Raw genomic sequence first — 19,241 nt, forward strand, 5'->3', positions numbered from 1 at the left:
TCAGCTCGGCACGCGTTTGATCTGCGCGCCCAGGTTGGAAAGCTTTTCTTCGATGGTCTCGTAACCGCGATCGATGTGATAGATGCGGTCGACCTCGGTCGCGCCCTTGGCCACCAGGCCGGCCAGCACCAGGCTCGCCGAGGCGCGCAGATCGGTCGCCATCAAGGGCGCGCTGGTCAACTGCCGGACACCGGTGGTGATGGCCGTATTGCCTTCGAGCTTGACCTGCGCGCCCATGCGCTGCAGTTCCAGCACGTGCATGAAACGGTTCTCGAACACCGATTCGGTGATGGTGCCGGTGCCGCTCGCGATGCAGTTCATGGCGGTGAACTGCGCCTGCATGTCGGTCGGGAAGCCGGGATAGGGCGAGGTGTGGATGTTGACGGCCTTCAGGTCGTCGCCATTCATGTCGAGCTCTATCCAGTCCTCGCCCATGGTCATGTGCGCGCCGGCTTCGTTGAGCTTGGCGATCACGGCTTCGAGCAGGTGCGGCCGGGTGTTCTTGAGCTTCACGCGCCCGCCGGTCATGGCGGCGGCCACGAGATAAGTACCGGTCTCGATGCGATCCGGCAGGATGTCGTAGTGGGTGCCGCCCAGGGATTCGACGCCCTCGATGCGGATGGTGTCGGTGCCGGCGCCTTCGATTTTGGCGCCCATGGCGATCAGGCAATCGGCGAGATCCACCACTTCCGGCTCGCGCGCGGCATTGCGGATGACGGTCACGCCCTTGGCCAGTGCGGCGGCCATCATGAGGTTCTCGGTGCCGGTCACGGTGACGAGGTCCAGCACCATGTCGACGCCCTTCAGGCGCTTGGCCTTGGCGCGGATGTAACCCCCTTCGACCGACAGCTCCGCGCCCATCTGCGCGAGGCCCTGCAGGTGCAGGTTGACCGGCCGCGAACCGATCGCGCAGCCGCCCGGCAACGACACGTCGGCCGAGCCGAAGCGCGCCAACAGCGGCCCCAGCACCAGGATCGAGGCGCGCATGGTGCGCACCAGCTCGTAGGGCGCGAAGAATTCCTTGATGGTGCTGGTGTCGACCTCGATGTGCATGCGCTCATCGACGGTCAGCGAGCAGCCCATGCGCCCCAAAAGCTCCATGGTGGTGGTGATGTCGTGCAGATGCGGCACGTTGCCCACCACCATCGGCCCTTCGGCCAGCAGCGTCGCGGCCAGGATCGGCAGCGCCGCGTTCTTGGCGCCGGAAATACGAATCTCGCCCTCGAGCGGGATGCCACCTTGAATGATCAGTTTGTCCATCGCGACCTTGACGCCCGTCAGAGCGTCTGGAACTTGCGCGCCTTGTCCCAGGCGTCCTTGGTGTAGGTCTGAATGGACAGCGCATGAATGGCGCCGCCCATGCTGTCGCCCAACGTGGCGTAGACCAGGCGGTGCTGCTTGAGCATCGGCAGGCCGGCGAAGGCGTCACTCACCACCCGCGCGACGAAGTGCTGGCCGTCGCCGTCGACATGGACTTCGGCGCCGGGCATGCCGGTTTCGATCATCTGGCGGATTTCGTTGGGAGTCATGCCTGCCTGCGCCTTGCTGCTGTCAGCGATGGGGAGATTATTGGGTCTTGGCGGCGGCGAACTGCTGGTTCTTCGCTTCCAGGTTCTGGATCAGCGCCGGCAGGCCGTCGTTCTTGATGGCCGCCGCGAACGACGCGCGGTAGGTCTTGATCAGGCTCACGCCGTCGACCGAGACGTCGAACACCTTCCAGTCACCGGTCTTGTTGTGCAGGCGATAGACGATCGGAATCGACGCGCTGCCGGGCTGCGAGATCTCCTGCTTGACGGTCGCGGTGTTGGCGGCCGCCGGCGGCTCGACATCGGGATAGCCGATGGTCTGGTCCGAGAATTCCAGCAGCGCGGTCGCATAGGTGCGCACCAGCAGCTTGCGGAACTGATCGACGAAGGCGGTGCGGGTCGCCTCGTCGGCGCCGGCCCAGCTGTCGCCCAGCACCCACTGCGCCATGATGGCGAAATCGAAGTGCGGAAAGATCAGCTCCGAGACCAGGTCGTACATCTTGCCGGGATCGGCACGCAGCGCGTCCTTGTCGGCCTGCACGCGCGCCAGCACGCTGTCGGTGGTGGTACGCACGATATCGAGCGGCGCATCGCTGGCCGCGAACGCCAGGGCGCTCGCCAGCAAAAGGAAAGACGCCATCGAAACTCGAAGGAAACGCTTCATGCCTTAGGTCCTCTGTCACCAGCAGATTGAGTGCTCGCCGCGTGGACGCGTCGCGCCGGATTTTCGACTATGGGTGCCCCGCTTGCGAGGCTCGCCGTCGCGGCGAGCGGGGGCGCCCGTGGGGAGCGCTAATGTAGCACAAAGCCACCCGCGAAACGGCGCGGGCGGCGCGCCGGCCGCGACGCTCAGTGGCGGTCTTCGACCAGTTCGACCTTGTAGCCGTCGGGGTCTTCGACAAACGCGATGACGCGCGTGCCGCCCTTCATGGGGCCGGCCTCGCGCACCACGCGACCGCCGCGCTTCTTGATCTCCTCGCAGGCGGCATAGACATCCGCCACGCCGAGCGCGATGTGGCCGTAGGCGGTGCCGAGTTCATAGCTGTCGGTGTCCCAGTTGTGGGTCAGTTCCAGCACCGTGTTGCTGTCCTCGTCGCCGTAGCCGACGAAGGCCAGCGTGAAACGGCCTTCCGGAAAGTCGTGGCGGCGCAGCAGCTTCATGCCCAGCACCTCGGTATAGAAGGCCAGCGACGCGTCGAGCTTGGTGACGCGGAGCATGGTGTGCAGCATTCTCATGGTGTTCTCCCCTTGTTTGGCGGCGTGGCCGCCGGCTCAACGAATTTCGATGCCGAGACAGGCGGCGGCGGCACGCGCCTTGGCCCGCGCCTCGTCGATGTCCTGGCCGCGCGCCAGCGCCACCGCCAGGCGCCGCTTACCCGCCACCGAGGGCTTGCCGAAGATGCGCAGGTCCGTGCCGGGCACGGCCATGGCCTTGTCCCAGCCGCTGTAACGGATGTCCGAGCCGTTGCCGCTGCCGAGGACAGCGCAGCTCGCCGACGGCCCGTAGGGCTCCATGGCCGGCAGGGCCACGCCCAGGATGGCTGCAGATGCCCTATCGGCGCGCAGAAATTGGTGCCGCCGGCATGGCGCACGGTCAAGAGCGTGATCTCGTAATCGAAATCGACGAAGCCTTCCACGATCACGCGCTCGCGCGCGGCGCGCGCGCCGGCCATGGCGGTCCGCCAGGCGGCGCCGGCATCCGACGGTTCACGCACCGTCACCTGGCCCTTGCCCGAGGAGCTCATCACCGGCTTGACGATGCACGGTGTGCCGACCGCCGCCACCGCCGCCACGCACTCGGCCTCGGAGCCGGCGAACTGGTAGCGCGAGGTCGGCACGCCGAGCTGTTCGGCGGCGAGGCGACGTATGCCTTCGCGGTCCATGGTCAGACGCGTGGCATTGGCGGTCGGCACCACGTTGAAGCCGGCTTTCTCGAGCTCGAGCAGCTGGTCGGTGGCGATGGCTTCCACTTCCGGCACGATGAAATGCGGCTGTTCGCGACGAATGACATCGTCCAGCGCGCGGGCATCGAGCATGTCGATGACATGGCTGCGATGCGCGACCTGCATGGCCGGCGCATTGGCGTAGCGATCGACGGCGATGACTTCCAGTCCCAGGCGCATGGCCTCCAGCGCCACTTCGCGGCCGAGTTCGCCGGCGCCGAGCAACAACAAACGGGTGGCATGGGACGACAGCGGCGTACCGATAGCAGCAAGGGTCATGGGCAACACGTGGGGCTGGTGAAGTAAAAGGGACACGGCTCAAACGCAGTGAAAACCGAGAGCCGTCAGTTCGGCGACAGTATCGGGGGCGAGCCCGGCGCATGCAACGGCGTAGGCGGCTATCTCCCGGCGCAGCGCGTAACGTCGCCGGATCTCGTCGAAATTCGCACCGCCATGGTTCACGTCCAGCGCCAAGGCCGCGCGCATGCGCACATCGTGGGCAGCGATGGGATAGACGCTGGCAAGCAGCGCGGCGACGCCGCCGGCCGCGGGCAGCGCGCGTTCCACCGTCACTGCCGGCAGGCTGACCGGCGCGGCCGCGAGCGGCAGGCCGCGCCACGCGCGCACCGCCTGCCACAGCGCACGGGTCGCAAGCAGGCGCGCTTCGAACGAATGCCCGGCAAGATGCGGCGTGGCCAGCCAGCTCGCCGCCAGCATGCGATGATCGATACGCGGCTCGCCGTGCCAGCAATCGATGGCGGCGTACAGCGGCGCGGCGCCCGTGAGGCGCGCGCACAGTGCGGCCTCGTCGACGATGCCGCCGCGCGCGGCATTGATGAGCAAGGTGCCGGCGCGCAGCGCGGCGATGGCGTCACCATCGAGCAAGTTGACGGTCGGCCACGGCCCGTCGGCGACGCGCGGCACGTGCAGGGTGACGACCGGGCAATCAAGCACCGCGCCGAAGTCGGCGCTCACGAAGGCCGGCTCGCGCGCGGCGCGCGGCGGGTCGAAATCGACATGCGCGATGCCGAGCGCATCGAGCAGCGCGATGAGGCTACGCCCGACGTGTCCGCAGCCGATGATGCCGACCTTGAGCGCGCGCGGCGCGCAGCCGAGGCGCGCGGCATGGAGATAAAGCAAGGTCACGACATGCTCGGCGACCGGCCGCGCGTTGCAGCCGGCGGCGTCGCTGAAGGCGATGCCGGCCGCGTGCAGGGCGGCGACATCGATGTGATCGACACCAGCGGTGGCGGTGCCGACGAAACGCACGCGGCTGCCGCGCAGCAGGGCGGCGTCGACCCTGGACACCGAGCGCACCAGCAGCACCTCGGCATCGGCCAGCGTGCGCGCATCCAGCGCGCGGCCCTCGAACAGGCGCAGCTCGCCGAGCGCGGCAAAGTGCTCGGCGACGGTATTGATTTCGCGGTCGGCGAGGATCTTCAGCACGGTGTGCGGGCAGCGCGCGGGCCGCCCGCCGGGCTCAGGGCCGCTCGTCGGCGCCCGCGCCTTCCTTGACCACCGGCATCATTTCCTGGCGGTTGATGCCCAGCCACACCACGGTCGCGGTCGCGACATAGATGGACGAATAGGTGCCGACCAGGATGCCGATCACGAGCGCGATGGAAAACCCGTGCAGCAATTCGCCGCCGAAGAACAACAGCGCCAGCACCGCCAGCATGGTTTCGCCGGAGGTCATGAGGGTGCGCGACAAGGTCTGGTTGAGCGCCGCGTTGACGATTTCCTTGACCGTGCCCTTGCGCATCTTGCGCAGGTTCTCGCGCACGCGGTCGAACACCACCACGGTGTCATTCAAGGAATAACCCAACACCGCGAGCACCGCCGCCAGCACCGTCAAATCGAATTCACGGCCGGTGACCGCGAAATAGCCGATGGTGATGACGACGTCGTGCATGGTGGCGACGATGGCGCCGACCGAGAACTTCCAGGTGAAGCGCAGCATCACGTAGATGAAGATGCCGCCCAGTGCGAACAACAGCGCCAGGACGCCGGATTCCGCCAGTTCGTCGCCGACCTGCGGACCGACGAACTCGATACGGCGCAGCTCCGCGCCGGGCAGCAGTTCGATCACGCGGTGGCTGACGGCCGATGCCTTCTGATCGCCCGTCGGCGGCAGGCGCACCAGCACATCGGTCGGCGTGCCGAAGCGCTGCACCATGGCGTTCTTGAATTCCGAGGCGTGCAGGGCCTCGCGGATCTCGTTCAAGTTCGGCTCGCTCTTGTAGCCGAGCTCCACCAGCGTGCCGCCGGTGAAATCGACGCCGAAGTTGAAGCCCTTGAACAGACTCGCGCCGACCGAGATGAGCACCAGCAAGGTGGTCACCGCCACCGCCGGGCGCACGTGGCCCATGAAGTCGAAATTGAATTCTTTGTGTTCGCCTGCCATGACTGCTTCCTAAGTTCGACGGCGTTAAACCGACAGGCCTTTGAGACGGCGGCGGCCGTAGACCAGGTTGACGATGGCGCGCGTGCCGGTGATGGCGGTGAAGGCCGAGGTCAGGATGCCCAAGGTCAGCGTGACCGCGAAACCCTTGACCGGGCCGGTGCCGAACAGGAACAGCACCAGCGCCGCGATCATGTGCGTGACGTTGGCGTCGGCAATGGTGGCAAAGGCTTTCTCGTAGCCGGCATGGATACTGGCCTGCGGCGAGTTGCCGTTGCGCAGTTCCTCACGAATGCGCTCGTTGATGAGCACGTTGGCGTCGATGGCCATGCCGACGGTGAGCACGATACCTGCAATACCTGGCAAGGTGAGGGTCGCCTGCAGCATCGACAGCAAGGCCACCAGCAGCACCACGTTCATCGACAGCGCCACGCCGGCGATGAGGCCGAAGGCCCGGTAGTAGATGGCGGTGAACACCACCACGGCGATGAGGCCCATGACGGCGGACATCATGCCCTTGTCGATGTTGTCTTGCCCCAGGCTCGGGCCGACGGTGCGTTCCTCGATGATTTCGATCGGCGCCGCCAGCGCGCCGGCGCGCAGCAGGAGCGCCAGGGTATGCGCTTCGTCGGTCGAATCGAGTCCGCTGATCTGGAAGCGCTTGGAAAGCTCGTCGCGAATGGTGGCGACGTTGATGACCTGCTCCACCGGGCGGCCCTTGCGCTGTTCGATGTAGACCACCGCCATCGGCTTGCCGATCTGGTCGCGGGTGGCGCGGCTGAACAGGCGCGAGCCCTTGCCGTCGAGGGTGATGAACACCGCCGGGCCGCCGCTGCTCTGCTCGATGCCGCTGGCCGCGTCGATGATGTACTCACCGGTCAGCATGACTTTCTTGTCGAGCAGTATGGGCTGACCTTCCTTGTCGTAATAGATCTTGGAATTGATCGGCACGTGGCCGCTGTCGACGGCCTTGCGCGCGTCGTTGTTGAAGTCCACCAGGCGGAACTCGAGGGTCGCGGTCGCGCCCAGGATCTTCTTGGCCTCGGCGGTGTCTTCGACACCCGGCAGCTGCACCACGATGCGGCCCTCGCCCTGCTGCTGGATGACCGGCTCGGCGACGCCGAACTCGTTCACGCGGTTGCGCAGGGTGGTGAGGTTCTGCTTGATGGCGGTCTTGCGCACTTCGTCGGTGAGCTTGGGGCTGACGGTCAGCAGCATCTCGTTCGGATCGCTCTGCTCGGCGCGCTCGAGATCGCGGAAGTCCTTGGACAGGACGGCGCCCGCTTTCTGCTTCATTTCTTCGTTCTGGAAGGTGACGCGTATGCCACCGCTCGGTTCGCGCGCAATCGAACGGTAACGAACCTTCTCGTCGCGGAACGCGGTGCGCAGTTCCGACACGAAGCGCTCGTCGGTCTGGGTGCGCACGGCGTCCATGTCGACCTGCATCAGGAAGTGCACGCCGCCGCGCAAATCGAGGCCCATGTACATGGGCTTGGCGCCGATCTTGCGCAGCCAGTCAGGCGTGGCGGGCGCCATGTTGAGCGCCACGATGTAATGCTCGCCGACGGTCTTTTCGACCACGTCGCGGGCCTTGGTGCGGGCATCGACGTCGTTGAAGCGCAGCAGCACGCGCTTGTGCTGGGTTTCGCTGCGTTTGACTTCGATGTTGGCGGCCTTCAGCGCATCGACCACGCGCGTGGCAAGCGCTTCGTCGACCGTCTCCGAACGCCGTGCCGAGACCTGCAACGCCGGGTCGTCGCCATAGATGTTGGGCAGTGCGTACAGCACGCCGACGGTCACGACGACCAGGACCAACAGGTAGCGCCACAGCGGGTATTCGTTCATCGATGGGATCCGAATCTACTTATGAGTGTCGTGGCGCAGCGCCGGCGACATGCCGGCGCGCAACGCGCGGCACCTTACATTTCCTTCAAGGTGCCCTTGGGCATGACCTGGGCAATGGCGTGCTTCTGCACTTTGACCTCGGTGTCCTTGGCGATTTCGAGCTTGACGAAATTCGCGCCGACCTCGGTGACCTTGCCGAGCAGACCGCCGGTGGTGACGGCCTCGTCGCCCTTGGTCAGTTCGCGCACCAGCTTGGCGTGTTCCTTCTGGCGCTTCATCTGCGGCCGGATCAGGAACATGTAGAAAACCAGGAACAAAATCGCCAGCGGCAGGAAGCCGGCCAGTCCCCCCTGGGGCGCCGTGCCCGCGGCTTGCGCCCATGCGTTCGGTATCAGGTAGTCCATGAATTATCTCGAAAAATGGCCGCGCATTATGGCACAGCCTTAAGTGGGGTTGTCAGGCGCCCGCGTCGGCCTCGTAGTTGGCGAAGCAGGCGCGGGAGAACTCGGCGTAGCGCCCGGCCTGGATGGCGGCCCGCGCGTCACGCATGAGGGCGAGATAGTAGGCCAGATTGTGGGTGGTGTTGAGGCGCGCGCCCAGGATCTCGTTGGACTTGTCGAGGTGGTGCAGGTAGGCCCGCGAGTAGTTGCGGCAGGTATAGCACTGGCAGGCCGGGTCCAGCGGCTCGGTGCTGGCACGGTGGCGGGCGTTGCGGATGCGCACCACGCCTTGGCTGGTGAACAGGTGGCCATTGCGGGCGTTGCGGGTCGGCATCACGCAATCGAACATGTCGACCCCGGCGCCGACCGCGGCAACGAGGTCCTGCGGCGTGCCGACGCCCATCAGGTAGCGCGGCTTGGCGGCCGGCAGCAGGGCCGCGGTATGGGCGGTGATGGCCAGCATGTCGTCCTTGGGCTCGCCCACCGACAGGCCACCGATGGCGTAACCGTCGAAGCCGATGTCGATGAGGCCGGCCGCCGATTCGTCGCGCAATACCGGGTAGACCCCGCCCTGCACGATGCCGAACAAGGCTCCCGGCCCGACATGGGCGGCCTTGCTGCGCGCCGCCCAGCGCAGGCTCAAGCGCATGGACTCGGCGGCCTGGGTGACGGTGGCCGGGTAAGGCGTGCATTCGTCGAACACCATGACGATGTCCGAGCCCAGGGCCCGCTGCACCTCAATGGAGATCTCGGGGGTCAGCAGGATCTTGTCGCCATTGATGGGCGAGCGGAAGGTCACGCCCTCTTCCCTGATCTTGCGCAGTTCTCCCAGGCTCCACACCTGGAAACCGCCGGAATCGGTGAGGATGGGTTTATCCCAATGCATAAAGCCGTGCAGGCCACCGTGGGCGCCGATGACCTCGGTGCCGGGCCGCAGCATCAGGTGATAGGTGTTGCCGAGCACGATCTGGGCGCCGAGTGCTTCGAGCTCCTCGGGACTCATGGCCTTGACCGTGCCATAGGTGCCGACCGGCATGAAGATGGGAGTCTCGACCACGCCGTGGTTGAAGGTGAGGCGGCCGGCGCGCGCCGCGCCGTCACTGGCTTGGAGTTCGAAGGTGAGGCTCATCAAGGCTGCTCGGGGGTGTGACGGCGGGTCAGCCACATGGCGTCGCCATAACTGAAAAACCGGTAGCCGGCGGTCACGGCATGCTGGTAGGCGGCCATGATGCGCTCATGTCCCGCGAAGCTCGACACCAGCATCAGCAATGTCGAGCGCGGCAGGTGGAAATTGGTCAGCAGGGCATCGACCACGCGGAAATCGAAATCCTCTTTAATAAAGAGCCGCGTGTCGCCGCGAAACGGCGCCAGGCTGCCCGAGCGCTCGGCCGCGCTCTCCAGGGCGCGGGCCACGGTGGTGCCGATGGCAATCACGCGCCCGCCGGCGGCCTTGGCCGCGGCGATGGTGGCACAGGCGGATTCGCTCACCTCGATGCGCTCGGCATGCATCACGTGACCGTCGATGCTGTCGCCCCGGATCGGCTGAAAGGTGCCGGCCCCGACGTGCAGGGTGACCTTGGCGGTCGCGACGCCGCGCGCCGCGATCTCCGCCAGCATCGCTTCGTCGAGGTGCAGGCCCGCGGTCGGCGCCGCCACCGCGCCCGGCTGCGCGGCGAACACCGTCTGGTAGCGCTCGGCGTCGCTCGATTCATCGGCGCGCGTGATGTAAGGCGGCAGCGGAATGTGACCGCTGGCGGCGAGCAGGTCCGGCAACGTGGCGCCGTCGGCGCCCTGGATCAGGAACAAGTCCCCTTCCCGCCCCCACACCTCGATGGCGCCCGACGGCTCGAGCGCGATGCGCGTGCCCGGCCGCGTGGGCTTGCTGGCGCGCAACTGCGCCATCGCCTGCTGCGGCGACATCACCCGCTCGACCATGATCTCGACCGCGCCGCCGGTGGCCTTACGCCCGAACAACCGCGCCGGAATGACCCGCGTATCGTTCAACACCATCACGTCGCCCGCGCGAAACAGGCCCGGCAGGTCGACGATGCCGCCATCCGCCCACTCACCCACGGCCTCGCCCAACACCAACAGCCGCGCATCACGACGCCGCGCGGTCGGGTATTGCGCAATCTGGGTCTCGGGCAGGGAGTAGTCGAAGTCGGAAAGCTGCACGGGCGCGAGTCTAACAGAGCAAGCTTCTCCACGGTCGACCGACGCGCGAGGTTTCACTATACTCTGCGCCCTTCGCACACCTTGCCGGGATGGCGGAACTGGTAGACGCGCCAGACTCAAAATCTGGTATCCGTGAGGATGTGGGGGTTCGATTCCCCCTCCCGGTACCAAGAGAGCTTCCAGAGACTTCCAGGAAATTCCAAAAACGGCGGAATTACTCGGGAAAATCGAAGATTTCTCTTCCAAGTAGATCCAGAGCCCACCGTTGACAGTCGGGGGTAACTGGGGGTAGAAATCGGGGTAACAAGGACGACCCCAGCGTGGTTACCCCCACATGCCGCTGACCGACATTGCCATCAAGAATGCCAAGGCAGACGCAAAGCCGTTGAAGCTGTTCGACAGCGGTGGACTGTTCCTTCTGGTGACACCAACAGGCGGAAAATGGTGGCGCTTGAAGTATCGATTCAGCGGCAAGGAAAAGCTGCTCAGTCTCGGCATCTACCCCGATGTGCCGCTCGCCGGCCGCCAGGACAAGAAGACTGGCCTGTGGATAGACGGCGCCCGCGAAAAACGCGACCACGCCAGAAAGCTCCTCGCCTGCAAGATTGACCCAGCAGAAACCCGCAGGGCAGAGAAAGCTGCCGGCGCGGCCGCCGGCCAGAACACCTTCGAAGTCATCGCACGCGAATGGCATGCCAAGCAGAGCAGCTCGTGGGCGAAGGTCACAGCCGACGCCAAGCTCGTGCGGCTGGAAGCAGATCTGTTTCCGCGCATCGGCTCGAAGCCCATCAGCGATCTGAACGCCCCCGCCCTGCTGAAGGTGCTGCAGGCCGTCGAAGGCCGGGGCGCAAACGAAATCGCGCGCCGTGTTCGCCAGATGCTCGGTCAGATTTTCCGATATGCGATCTCAACAGGCCGCATCTCGGCGAACCCGACAACCGACCTCGCCGGCGCCTTGCCTCCCGCCAATCCAGTTCACCACGCGGCCATCACCGAACCGAAGGCTGTCGGCGGACTCATGCGAGCGATTCAGGACTATCAGGGTGAACCCATCACGCGCGCGGCCCTGCGCTTTGCGCCCCTCGTATTCGTACGACCTGGCGAACTGCGTGCTGCTGAGTGGAAGGAGTTCGATCTGGACCAGGCGACCTGGCGCATTCCCGGTGAACGCATGAAGATGCGCGAGGCACACTTCGTGCCGCTCTCTAAGCAAGCCCTCGCCATCTTACGTGAGCTGAATTCACACACCGGCAACGGCCGATTTGTGTTTCCAAGCATCCGCAGTCGCGCCCGACCCATGAGCGAGAACACCGTCAATGCCGCCCTGCGCCGTCTGGGCTACACGAAAACCGAAATGACCGGCCACGGCTTCCGCTCGATGGCGTCGACCCTATTGAACGAACAGGGCTGGCACCGGGACGCCATTGAACGCCAGCTTGCCCATGCCGAACGCGACAGCATCCGCGCCGCGTACAACCGCGCAGAACACCTGCCGGAGCGCAAGAAAATGATGCAGGCTTGGGCCGACTATCTGGACAAGCTCGCGTCTCAAGGACGCCGTTCTTGAAATTGCCGGGGAGACCGTGATGCCCCGAGAGTAGGTTCCGGCTTACTGATATCGAAGTGCGGCAATTTGTCGCAGCAAATTACCCACGACGTTGCGTTATGCTCCGGCGATGCCTCCGTTACGGGGATGCAGTAGAAACATCCCTATAGCTCGCGGATCAATCAATCCATGAAAATTAAATGTTCATCACCGCCATGGTCGGCGCACGTGACCGTCGCTTTTCTGTTTTTAAGCGCTTCAGTACCCTTCGGCGCTTTCGCTGCCTGTGGCTCCTCGTTTTGCACACTTACCACCACCCCGGAAGCAGCGCACGAACGAGCCGGCCAGATTCGTCTCGATTTTTCATACGAATACATTGACCTTGACGCACCATATTCCGGCGGACATCGCAGTGACGGCCTGCAACATGCCCGGCTTCCCGATGGCGACGTCGAAACAGTACATCGTGAAATTGAGACTGTTGGGCATCGCCTCGGCTTGCGCACGTCCGCGGGAGTCTCCGACCGTGTGACCATGGAACTGTACCTGCCGTTCCTGGCCAGAAGTCACAAGCACTTTGCGTTTGAGGAAGGAGGTGCTGCGTTCGGAAAGTTCGAGTTTTCCGGAATCGGTGATATGACCGTATCGGCACGCTATTCACTGCTGGCGCCGCAAAATCCTGGCCGTCCGACAGTTGTCATAGGGCTCGGCGTGAAAACGCCAACCGGGTCCACGACCAAACATGGCAAGGTTTTCGAGGATGGCGAAGCCGTCAGCGCCGTGGCCGAACGATCCATCCAGCCCGGAAGCGGCTCGTGGGACCCGATTTTCAGTGCGTATTATCTACAGCGTTTTCAGCAAATCTCTGCCTTCGCGAACGGCACCGTTCGCCTCCCTTCAGGGCACGACGGCTATGATTTCGGAACAGAGTCGCTGATTAACCTTGGCGCGTCTTATTCGATGTTACCGGGCGTCGAAGCTATTCTTCAGTTCAACGTCCGTGTCGTCGGTCGTGATCAGTCGGCCGAAGAGTCAGAGCTCTTCAATCAGAACACTGGCGGCGAGTATGTATTCATTAGTCCTGGCCTGCGATTCATGGCCGCCAAGGATCTATCGCTGTACGCATTTGCTCAGTTGCCACTTTATCGCAATGTAAACGGCGGCCAACTCACCGCTGATTGGAGCGTATCCACCGGAATCAGCTATGCGTTTGGAGGGTGGCAGTAGGCAGTTAGCGATGTACTGCTTGATCCGATTTCGGAAGGACTAGTTTCTCAATATCCGCAGGCCGTTTCCAACGACGATTAAGCTCGCCCCCATGTCGGCGAAAACGGCCAGCCACAGACTCGTATAGCCGCTGAGCGTCAGGGCAAAAAACACCGCCTTGACGACAATCGCGAACGTGACGTTTTGCCACATTATCCGGTGCGTCCGTTTTGACAGACGAATGAATTCAGGTATCTTTCGTAAGTCATCAGTCATGAGTGCAACATCGGCGGTTTCGATCGCAGTATCGGTGCCTGCCGCTCCCATTGCGAAACCGATATCGGCCCGCGCCAAGGCCGGTGCGTCATTGATCCCATCCCCAACCATGCCAACGGAGCCTGTTTTGGCCAATGCCGAAACAGCGTCTAGCTTTTCTTCTGGCAGCAAATCGCCGTTTACCTCGTCAATACCTACGAGGGCCGCCACGGCTTGCGCGGTCTTGCTGTTGTCGCCCGTCAGCATGATCGCCTTTACGCCCATGGCTTTCAGCAAATCAACCGCTTCTCGACTTGAATCACGCACCGTGTCGCTCACGGCGAGAACGGCGACCGCTTCGCGCTCTGTGGCTAACACGACGGCCGTCTTAGCTTGGCGTTCGAACCCGTCAAGAACTTCTTCCAATGCCGGCGAGCAAACCCTTAATTGCTCCGCCAGACGGTGATTACCCAGATACCACATCGTATCGCCTATTCGGCCCTTTACCCCGCGTCCCGCCAGAGCCTCGAACTCCGTGACTTCCTTGCTGAATTTACCGCGGTAGCTTTTGACAATGGCACTAGCGACAGGATGTTCCGACAGTGCGTTCAGATTGGCGGATATCTCTAGCGCCTCATCGGTCGACATTCCACTGCGGATCGGAACGATGTCCGTCAGGGTTGGCGTACCGTGTGTCAGCGTTCCCGTCTTGTCCATCGCCAAGAATTTGAGTCGGTGGCCGAGCTCCAGATAGAGGCCGCCTTTTACCAGGATGCCACGCCTCGCCGCCGCCGCGAGTCCGCTCACCACGGTCACGGGCGTGGAGATCACCAGAGCGCAGGGGCAAGCGATGACTAGCAGCACGAGCGCCGTGTAGATTGAGGCTCGCCATGGGTGCCCAAGCCCGAGCGGCAAGCCGACCGCGACAGCGATCGCCACCACGAGGACGGCGGGCGTGTAATACCGGGCGAACTGATCGACGAACCGCTGGGTGGGCGCGCGTTGCGCATAGCCGGATTGAACAGCTTTGGCGATTCGGTCCAGCGTGGTGTCACCCTTACGGGAAGTCACTTCAACTTCGATGACACCGCGCTCGTTGAGTGATCCTGCGAAGACCAGGTCACCGATCTGCTTTTCGACCGGCAGACTTTCTCCGGTGATAGGCGCCTGATTCACGGTCGAATGACCAGCGACGATTGTTCCATCAAGTGCGACCCGCTCGCCCGGTTTGAACCGGACCCGTGCTCCCAAGGCGACCGCGTCCGCCGACACATCACGCCAGGAACCGTCATCCTGACGCACGCTTGCGGTCTCCGGCACCAGCGTCATAAGGCCCCGGAATGGCGTCTCGCGCGCGGTCCAGGCTCATCGCTTCCAGCGCCTCAGCGATGCCGAAGAGCCAGACCACCATCGCCGCCTCTGGCCACTCGCCAATCGCAATAGCGCCGAGCACCGCGATTGACATCAATAAATTTATATTCAGCGTCCAGGTGCGAAGCGCAATCCAGCCCTTCCGAACCGTACCCCGTCCCCCCACCGCAATGGCGATGGCCGCACTCGCCACCACCCAAGGTGAAGTCTCGTTCTGTAAGACATACGCAAACCCCTCTGCTATCAAGGCGAATACCCCAGCAATCGCCAGAGGAAGAACGACGCTGCGTCACGAGGAGACACTCGTAACGGTGCTCGCTGCCGCCTGACGTCCGTCGTCTTGTGCCAAGATGACCGGCTCCATGCCCAATTTTCGGATGGTTTGTATGATGGCCTCATCCCCGGACAAGGAATGCTTTAACGATAGACGGCGTTCCAGCAAATCGAATTCGAGGGTAAGTATTCCAGGCATTCCCTCGAATTCTTTGCGCAAGAGCTTCGATTCCGTCGGGCAATCCAGCGCATCTATTCGAAGAACAGTCGTCGTCGAATCATTCATCATGTCACTCCGACAAAAGCGAATATTTCAATTCGCGCGCGGCTCTTCAATCGATATTCGCAAACTATCGCCTTCCAACGGTTCAATATCTAGTTCAGCGTCAAATTGGGGCATCTGCGCCCCGTGCCTATGCACCTCATGCGGTCCGAGCGAAATATTGCGCACAGCTCCTGACCTGTCCTCGGGAGTCCAAGAATTCAATTCTCAATGACTGGGGTGTCATCTTTACTGCACCTCTACCACTGCGATTGTCCACTTGGATGGAACCAGAAATCGCGGTTCCGCCTTTAACTGAATGCGCTTCAACATCCGTGAGGATCCCGATGGCCGAATTCGACCCCTCAACGACGACTCGAATATTCGAACTCAGCGACGAAGGCTCGGAAACGACGACTGCGTGAGCGGAAGGAGAAAGGAGTGTCGCAATCAAGAGGCCAACATAAGCCACCCGGGAACCACGGGCTTGCAATCCAAGATCCCCAACGCGACGTGTTCCGTGGACAATTACACTGCTATTTGAGTTCATGATGTACGCTCCGCTTTTAAGCTAAGGAATCTCTGATTTAGTCGTCTGTCTGTAGTACGAGATCGATCATTGATAGTGAAAATCGCGAAATCGGGCATGTTTAGAGCCCTCCTCACCAGTCATCGCACCCTGTTGGGCGCCCGAGTAGTGCAATGCGCAGATCTCGCCTACTAGAGCCGCAACAGCTGGTGCCTAACATTCATCCCCATCACTGCGCAAGTGGGCCGGGTAAAACAAGTACAATTTCAATTTGTTGGCTTCAGCCCAACGGGGCAACTTCCGGCTGTCTGCCGCGCTCGACGCCAGGGCGTGTGAACGCCCGATACAGCGCCGGTAGCACCAGTAGCGTGAGCAAGGTGGAGGACAGGATCCCACCGATAACGACTGTTGCCAGTGGCCGCTGTACCTCGGCGCCGGTACCGGTCGCAATCGCCATCGGTACGAAACCGAGAGAGGCGACCAGCGCGGTCATCAGCACGGGCCGCAGGCGGGCCAAGGCGCCTTAGCTCACGGCCTCATCGACGCTGCGTCCGTCTTCCAGCAACGAGCGGATAAAGGCCAGCATGACCAGTCCGTTCAGCACCGCGACGCCGGACAATGCGATGAAACCAACGGCTGCCGAGATCGACAGCGGAATATCGCGCAGCCAGAGTGCGATTACGCCACCGGTCAGCGCGAATGGTATCCCGGTGAAAACCAGCAGCCCGTCCTTGACGTTATTGAACATCGCGAACAGCAGTGTGAAGACTAGCAGCAAGGCGACCGGCACGACGATGCGCAGTCGCGCGCTCGCTGACTGCAGCTGCTCGAACGTGCCTCCCCAGGTAATCCAATAGCCCGTGGGATTGCCACCCCATCGGCAATACTGCTGGTTGCAGCACCGACGAAAGAGCCGATGTCACGACCGCGCACGTTCGCCGTCACGACGACGCGCCGTTTGCCGTTCTCGCGGCTGATCTGATTGGGCCCGGGCGCGATATCCAGCGACGCGACATCATCCAGCCGTATGAACGCGGGCGGCATGCCGGTCTCCCCACCGCGGGTCAGTCGTATCGGCAAACGACGGACCGCATCGAGATCCGTGCGCACGTCGGCCGCCAGACGGACCACGATGGGGAATCGCCGATCACCATCGAACATTACGCCGGCTTCGCGACCACCGAGCGCAATCGCGACCGCATCCTGCACGTCGGCGATATTCAAGCCCAGGCGCGAGACGCGCGCGCGGTCGATATTGACGGTCAGCATTGGCAGTCCGGTAGTCTGTTCAACTTTGACATCGGCCGCGCCCGGGATCTGCTCAATCACTTCAGCGATCTCGCCAGCTGTCGCATTCATCACGTCCATGTCGTCACCGAATACCTTGATCGCGACATCGCTGCGCACACCGGAGATCAGTTCGTTGAAACGCATCTGGATCGGCTGTGTGAACTCGTAGTTGTTGCCCGGTATGCGCAGCACGCGTTCCTGCAGTGCAGCCAGCAGATCCTCGCGCGTGCGACTCGGGTCAGGCCATTCCGCGCGTGGTTTCAGCATCACGAAGTTGTCGGCGACATTGGGCGGCATCGGATCGGTCGCTATTTCAGCGGTGCCCAATTTGGCAAATACGCGTTGCACTTCCGGGAATGACTTGATCGCAGTTTCAAGTTCGGTCTGCATGGCCAGTGCCTGCGTCAGGCTGGTTCCCGGTATGCGCAATGCGTAACGCAATATCACCTTCGTTCAAGTTGGGGACGAATTCGCTGCCCAGGCGCGTTGTCACCAGCGCACTCAGCGCGACGACACAGCCGGCGGCTGTGAACGTCGGGACTTTATTGCGTAATGAGTACGCGAGTAGCGGTCGATAGGTCGCGATAGCGGGCGCATCACGATGTTATCCTTCTCGACGACGTCGCCGCGCACAAACAGCGCGACCGCCGCAGGTACGAAAGTGACCGAAAGGATCATTGCACCAAGCAGCGCAGCGACGACGGTAAATGCCATCGGGTGGAACATTTTTCCTTCGACGCCGCTGAGCGCAAATATAGGCAAGTAAACGACCATGATGATCAATTGCCCGGAAGATCAGCGGCCGACGAGCTTCGCGTGCAGCCGCGAAGACTTCCGCTAGACGCTCGGTCTGGGTCAAGGGTCGCGCCGAGAGAGTACGCGCGTGGGCGAGGCGCCGGATACAGTTCTCGACGATGACGACCGCGCCGTCGATGATGATGCCGAAGTCGAGTGCACCAAGACTCATCAGATTCGCGCTGACCTTGTTTGAAACCATGCCGGCGAACGTGAACAGCATGGCGAGCGGGATCACGGCTGCGGTGATCAATGCTGCGCGAATGTTGCCGAGAAAAATGAACAGAACCACGATGACCAGCAGGGCGCCTTCGATAAGGTTCTTGCGCACTGTGGCAATGGCTTTATCGACGAGAATGGTGCGATCGTAGACCGTCTTGGCACGCACTCCCTGCGGCAAGCTCTGATTGACTTCCTTCAAGCGCGCATCGACTGCCCGCGAGACCGTGCGGCTGTTCTCGCCGATCAGCATGAACACCGTGCCGAGCACGACTTCAGCACCATTCTCAGTCGCGGCGCCGGTACGCAGGCCTTTGCCGAGGCCGACGGTGGCAACGTCGCGCACGTATACCGGAATGCCATCGCTCTCCGACAAGACAATGCTCTCAAGGTCGGCAATCGTTGCGACCTGACCGGGTGCGCGGATCAGGTATTGTTCACCGCGCTTCTCGATATAACCGGCGCCGACATTGGCGTTATTGCGCTCGAGGGCTTCGATCAGGTCATTCATCGACAGCCCGTAAGCGACGAGCTTCTCCGCTGCCGGTGCGATCTCATATTCCTTGACGTAGCCACCGATGGTGTTGATTTCAGTGACACCAGGAACGTTGCGCAGTTGCGGTTTGATTATCCAGTCCTGGATTTCGCGCAGGTCCATCGGTGTATAGGCGGTGCCATCTGCCTTGCGCGCGTCGGGTTCAGATTCGACGGTCCACATGTAGATCTCGCCAAGACCTGTCGCTATCGGCCCGAGATTGGGCTGGAGTCCGTCTGGCAGCCGTGCCTGTGCCTCGCGAATCCGTTCGTTGACGAGTTGACGGGCGAAGTAGATATCCGTGCCATCCTCGAAGATCACGGTCACCTGCGACAACCCGTAGCGCGACAGTGAGCGTGTCTCTTTGAGCCGTGGCAGCCCGGCCATGACGGTTTCGATCGGGAACGTCACCCTTTGTTCAGATTCGAGCGGTGAATAGCCAGTGGCCTCGGTATTGATCTGGACCTGCACGTTGGTGATGTCCGGTACCGCATCTATCGGGAGATTCTGGTAGCTCAGCACACCCAACGCTGCCATGCCGAGGCAGGCCAGCATGACCAGCCAGCGTTGGTCGATCGAAAAGCGTAATAGACTTTCAAACATGTAGGAATGCTCCTCCACCAAGCGCGT

12 protein-coding genes, 1 tRNA gene and 3 pseudogenes are annotated in these 19,241 nt (G+C 62.8%); 3 read left to right on the forward strand and 13 right to left on the reverse strand.

Annotation, left to right across the window (positions count from 1 at the left end):
* The 11 genes and pseudogenes from murA to queA all read right to left on the reverse strand — a co-directional run bounded on the left by murA (nt 1) and on the right by queA (nt 10,330).
* Nucleotides 1–1,260, reverse strand: coding sequence for a UDP-N-acetylglucosamine 1-carboxyvinyltransferase (gene murA, locus IPM80_12305; protein ID MBK8959190.1), 1,260 nt, complete (start codon nt 1,258–1,260; stop codon nt 1–3).
* A 17-nt stretch (nt 1,261–1,277) separates the two neighbouring features.
* Complete coding sequence (locus IPM80_12310) at nt 1,278–1,529, reverse strand: BolA family transcriptional regulator (GenBank protein MBK8959191.1); 252 nt, start codon at nt 1,527–1,529, stop codon at nt 1,278–1,280.
* Between the two features lie 37 nt (nt 1,530–1,566).
* Nucleotides 1,567–2,190: an ABC transporter substrate-binding protein gene (locus IPM80_12315; GenBank protein MBK8959192.1), complete on the reverse strand. Its 624-nt coding sequence runs from the start codon at nt 2,188–2,190 to the stop codon at nt 1,567–1,569.
* A gap of 185 nt (nt 2,191–2,375) precedes the next feature.
* The gene (gene gloA, locus IPM80_12320) at nt 2,376–2,762 is read right to left on the reverse strand and encodes a lactoylglutathione lyase (protein MBK8959193.1); all 387 of its coding nucleotides are present in this window, start codon (nt 2,760–2,762) and stop codon (nt 2,376–2,378) included.
* Nucleotides 2,763–2,798: 36 nt separating this feature from the next.
* A pseudogene (gene purT / locus IPM80_12325) lies at nt 2,799–3,748 on the reverse strand (formate-dependent phosphoribosylglycinamide formyltransferase).
* A gap of 39 nt (nt 3,749–3,787) precedes the next feature.
* Nucleotides 3,788–4,915, reverse strand: coding sequence for a 4-phosphoerythronate dehydrogenase (locus tag IPM80_12330; GenBank protein MBK8959194.1), 1,128 nt, complete (start codon nt 4,913–4,915; stop codon nt 3,788–3,790).
* Between the two features lie 34 nt (nt 4,916–4,949).
* A complete protein-coding gene (gene secF / locus IPM80_12335) occupies nt 4,950–5,873 on the reverse strand; it encodes a protein translocase subunit SecF (protein MBK8959195.1) in 924 nt (307 codons plus the stop codon).
* Nucleotides 5,874–5,897: 24 nt separating this feature from the next.
* Nucleotides 5,898–7,715: a protein translocase subunit SecD gene (secD, locus tag IPM80_12340; protein ID MBK8959196.1), complete on the reverse strand. Its 1,818-nt coding sequence runs from the start codon at nt 7,713–7,715 to the stop codon at nt 5,898–5,900.
* Nucleotides 7,716–7,789: 74 nt separating this feature from the next.
* Nucleotides 7,790–8,119, reverse strand: coding sequence for a preprotein translocase subunit YajC (gene yajC, locus IPM80_12345; protein MBK8959197.1), 330 nt, complete (start codon nt 8,117–8,119; stop codon nt 7,790–7,792).
* A gap of 52 nt (nt 8,120–8,171) precedes the next feature.
* Complete coding sequence (tgt, locus tag IPM80_12350; GenBank protein ID MBK8959198.1) at nt 8,172–9,284, reverse strand: tRNA guanosine(34) transglycosylase Tgt; 1,113 nt, start codon at nt 9,282–9,284, stop codon at nt 8,172–8,174.
* On the reverse strand, nt 9,284–10,330 hold the full coding sequence (queA, locus tag IPM80_12355; protein MBK8959199.1) for a tRNA preQ1(34) S-adenosylmethionine ribosyltransferase-isomerase QueA: 1,047 nt from the start codon (nt 10,328–10,330) through the stop codon (nt 9,284–9,286). The genes tgt and queA overlap by 1 nt, the downstream gene beginning before the upstream one ends.
* Before the next feature lie 83 nt (nt 10,331–10,413).
* Here queA and IPM80_12360 point away from each other — a divergent pair.
* The 3 genes from IPM80_12360 to IPM80_12370 all read left to right on the forward strand — a co-directional run bounded on the left by IPM80_12360 (nt 10,414) and on the right by IPM80_12370 (nt 13,103).
* Nucleotides 10,414–10,500 (forward strand) — tRNA-Leu (locus IPM80_12360).
* 164 nt (nt 10,501–10,664) lie between these two features.
* Nucleotides 10,665–11,897 (forward strand): tyrosine-type recombinase/integrase, encoded by a 1,233-nt coding sequence (locus IPM80_12365; protein MBK8959200.1) that lies wholly within the window; start codon nt 10,665–10,667, stop codon nt 11,895–11,897.
* A 168-nt stretch (nt 11,898–12,065) separates the two neighbouring features.
* Nucleotides 12,066–13,103 carry a hypothetical protein gene (locus IPM80_12370; protein ID MBK8959201.1) on the forward strand — a complete coding sequence of 346 codons (1,038 nt, stop codon included), beginning with the start codon at nt 12,066–12,068 and terminating at the stop codon, nt 13,101–13,103.
* Nucleotides 13,104–13,142: 39 nt separating this feature from the next.
* On the opposite strand, the pseudogene IPM80_12375 reads toward IPM80_12370, so the two are convergent.
* Together IPM80_12375 and IPM80_12380 are read right to left on the reverse strand one after the other, a co-directional pair.
* Nucleotides 13,143–15,270, reverse strand: a pseudogene (locus IPM80_12375) (heavy metal translocating P-type ATPase).
* 782 nt (nt 15,271–16,052) lie between these two features.
* Nucleotides 16,053–19,214: pseudogene (locus tag IPM80_12380) on the reverse strand (CusA/CzcA family heavy metal efflux RND transporter).
* Between the last annotated feature and the right edge of the window lie 27 nt (nt 19,215–19,241).

The sequence above is a fragment of the Pseudomonadota bacterium genome, assembly GCA_016719885.1.
In the GTDB taxonomy this organism is placed as follows: Bacteria; Pseudomonadota; Gammaproteobacteria.

Bases quoted from the DNA above. Each gene is read 5' to 3' on its own strand.
- IPM80_12310 (MBK8959191.1), bottom strand. From the start codon at position 1,529: ATGACTCCCAACGAAATCCGCCAGATGATCGAAACCGGCATGCCCGGC.
- IPM80_12315 (MBK8959192.1), bottom strand. From the start codon at position 2,190: ATGAAGCGTTTCCTTCGAGTTTCGATGGCGTCTTTCCTTTTGCTGGCG.
- secF (MBK8959195.1), bottom strand. From the start codon at position 5,873: ATGGCAGGCGAACACAAAGAATTCAATTTCGACTTCATGGGCCACGTG.
- IPM80_12365 (MBK8959200.1), top strand. From the start codon at position 10,665: ATGCCGCTGACCGACATTGCCATCAAGAATGCCAAGGCAGACGCAAAG.
- tgt (MBK8959198.1), bottom strand. From the start codon at position 9,284: ATGAGCCTCACCTTCGAACTCCAAGCCAGTGACGGCGCGGCGCGCGCC.
- yajC (MBK8959197.1), bottom strand. From the start codon at position 8,119: ATGGACTACCTGATACCGAACGCATGGGCGCAAGCCGCGGGCACGGCG.
- secD (MBK8959196.1), bottom strand. From the start codon at position 7,715: ATGAACGAATACCCGCTGTGGCGCTACCTGTTGGTCCTGGTCGTCGTG.
- IPM80_12370 (MBK8959201.1), top strand. From the start codon at position 12,066: ATGAAAATTAAATGTTCATCACCGCCATGGTCGGCGCACGTGACCGTC.
- gloA (MBK8959193.1), bottom strand. From the start codon at position 2,762: ATGAGAATGCTGCACACCATGCTCCGCGTCACCAAGCTCGACGCGTCG.
- murA (MBK8959190.1), bottom strand. From the start codon at position 1,260: ATGGACAAACTGATCATTCAAGGTGGCATCCCGCTCGAGGGCGAGATT.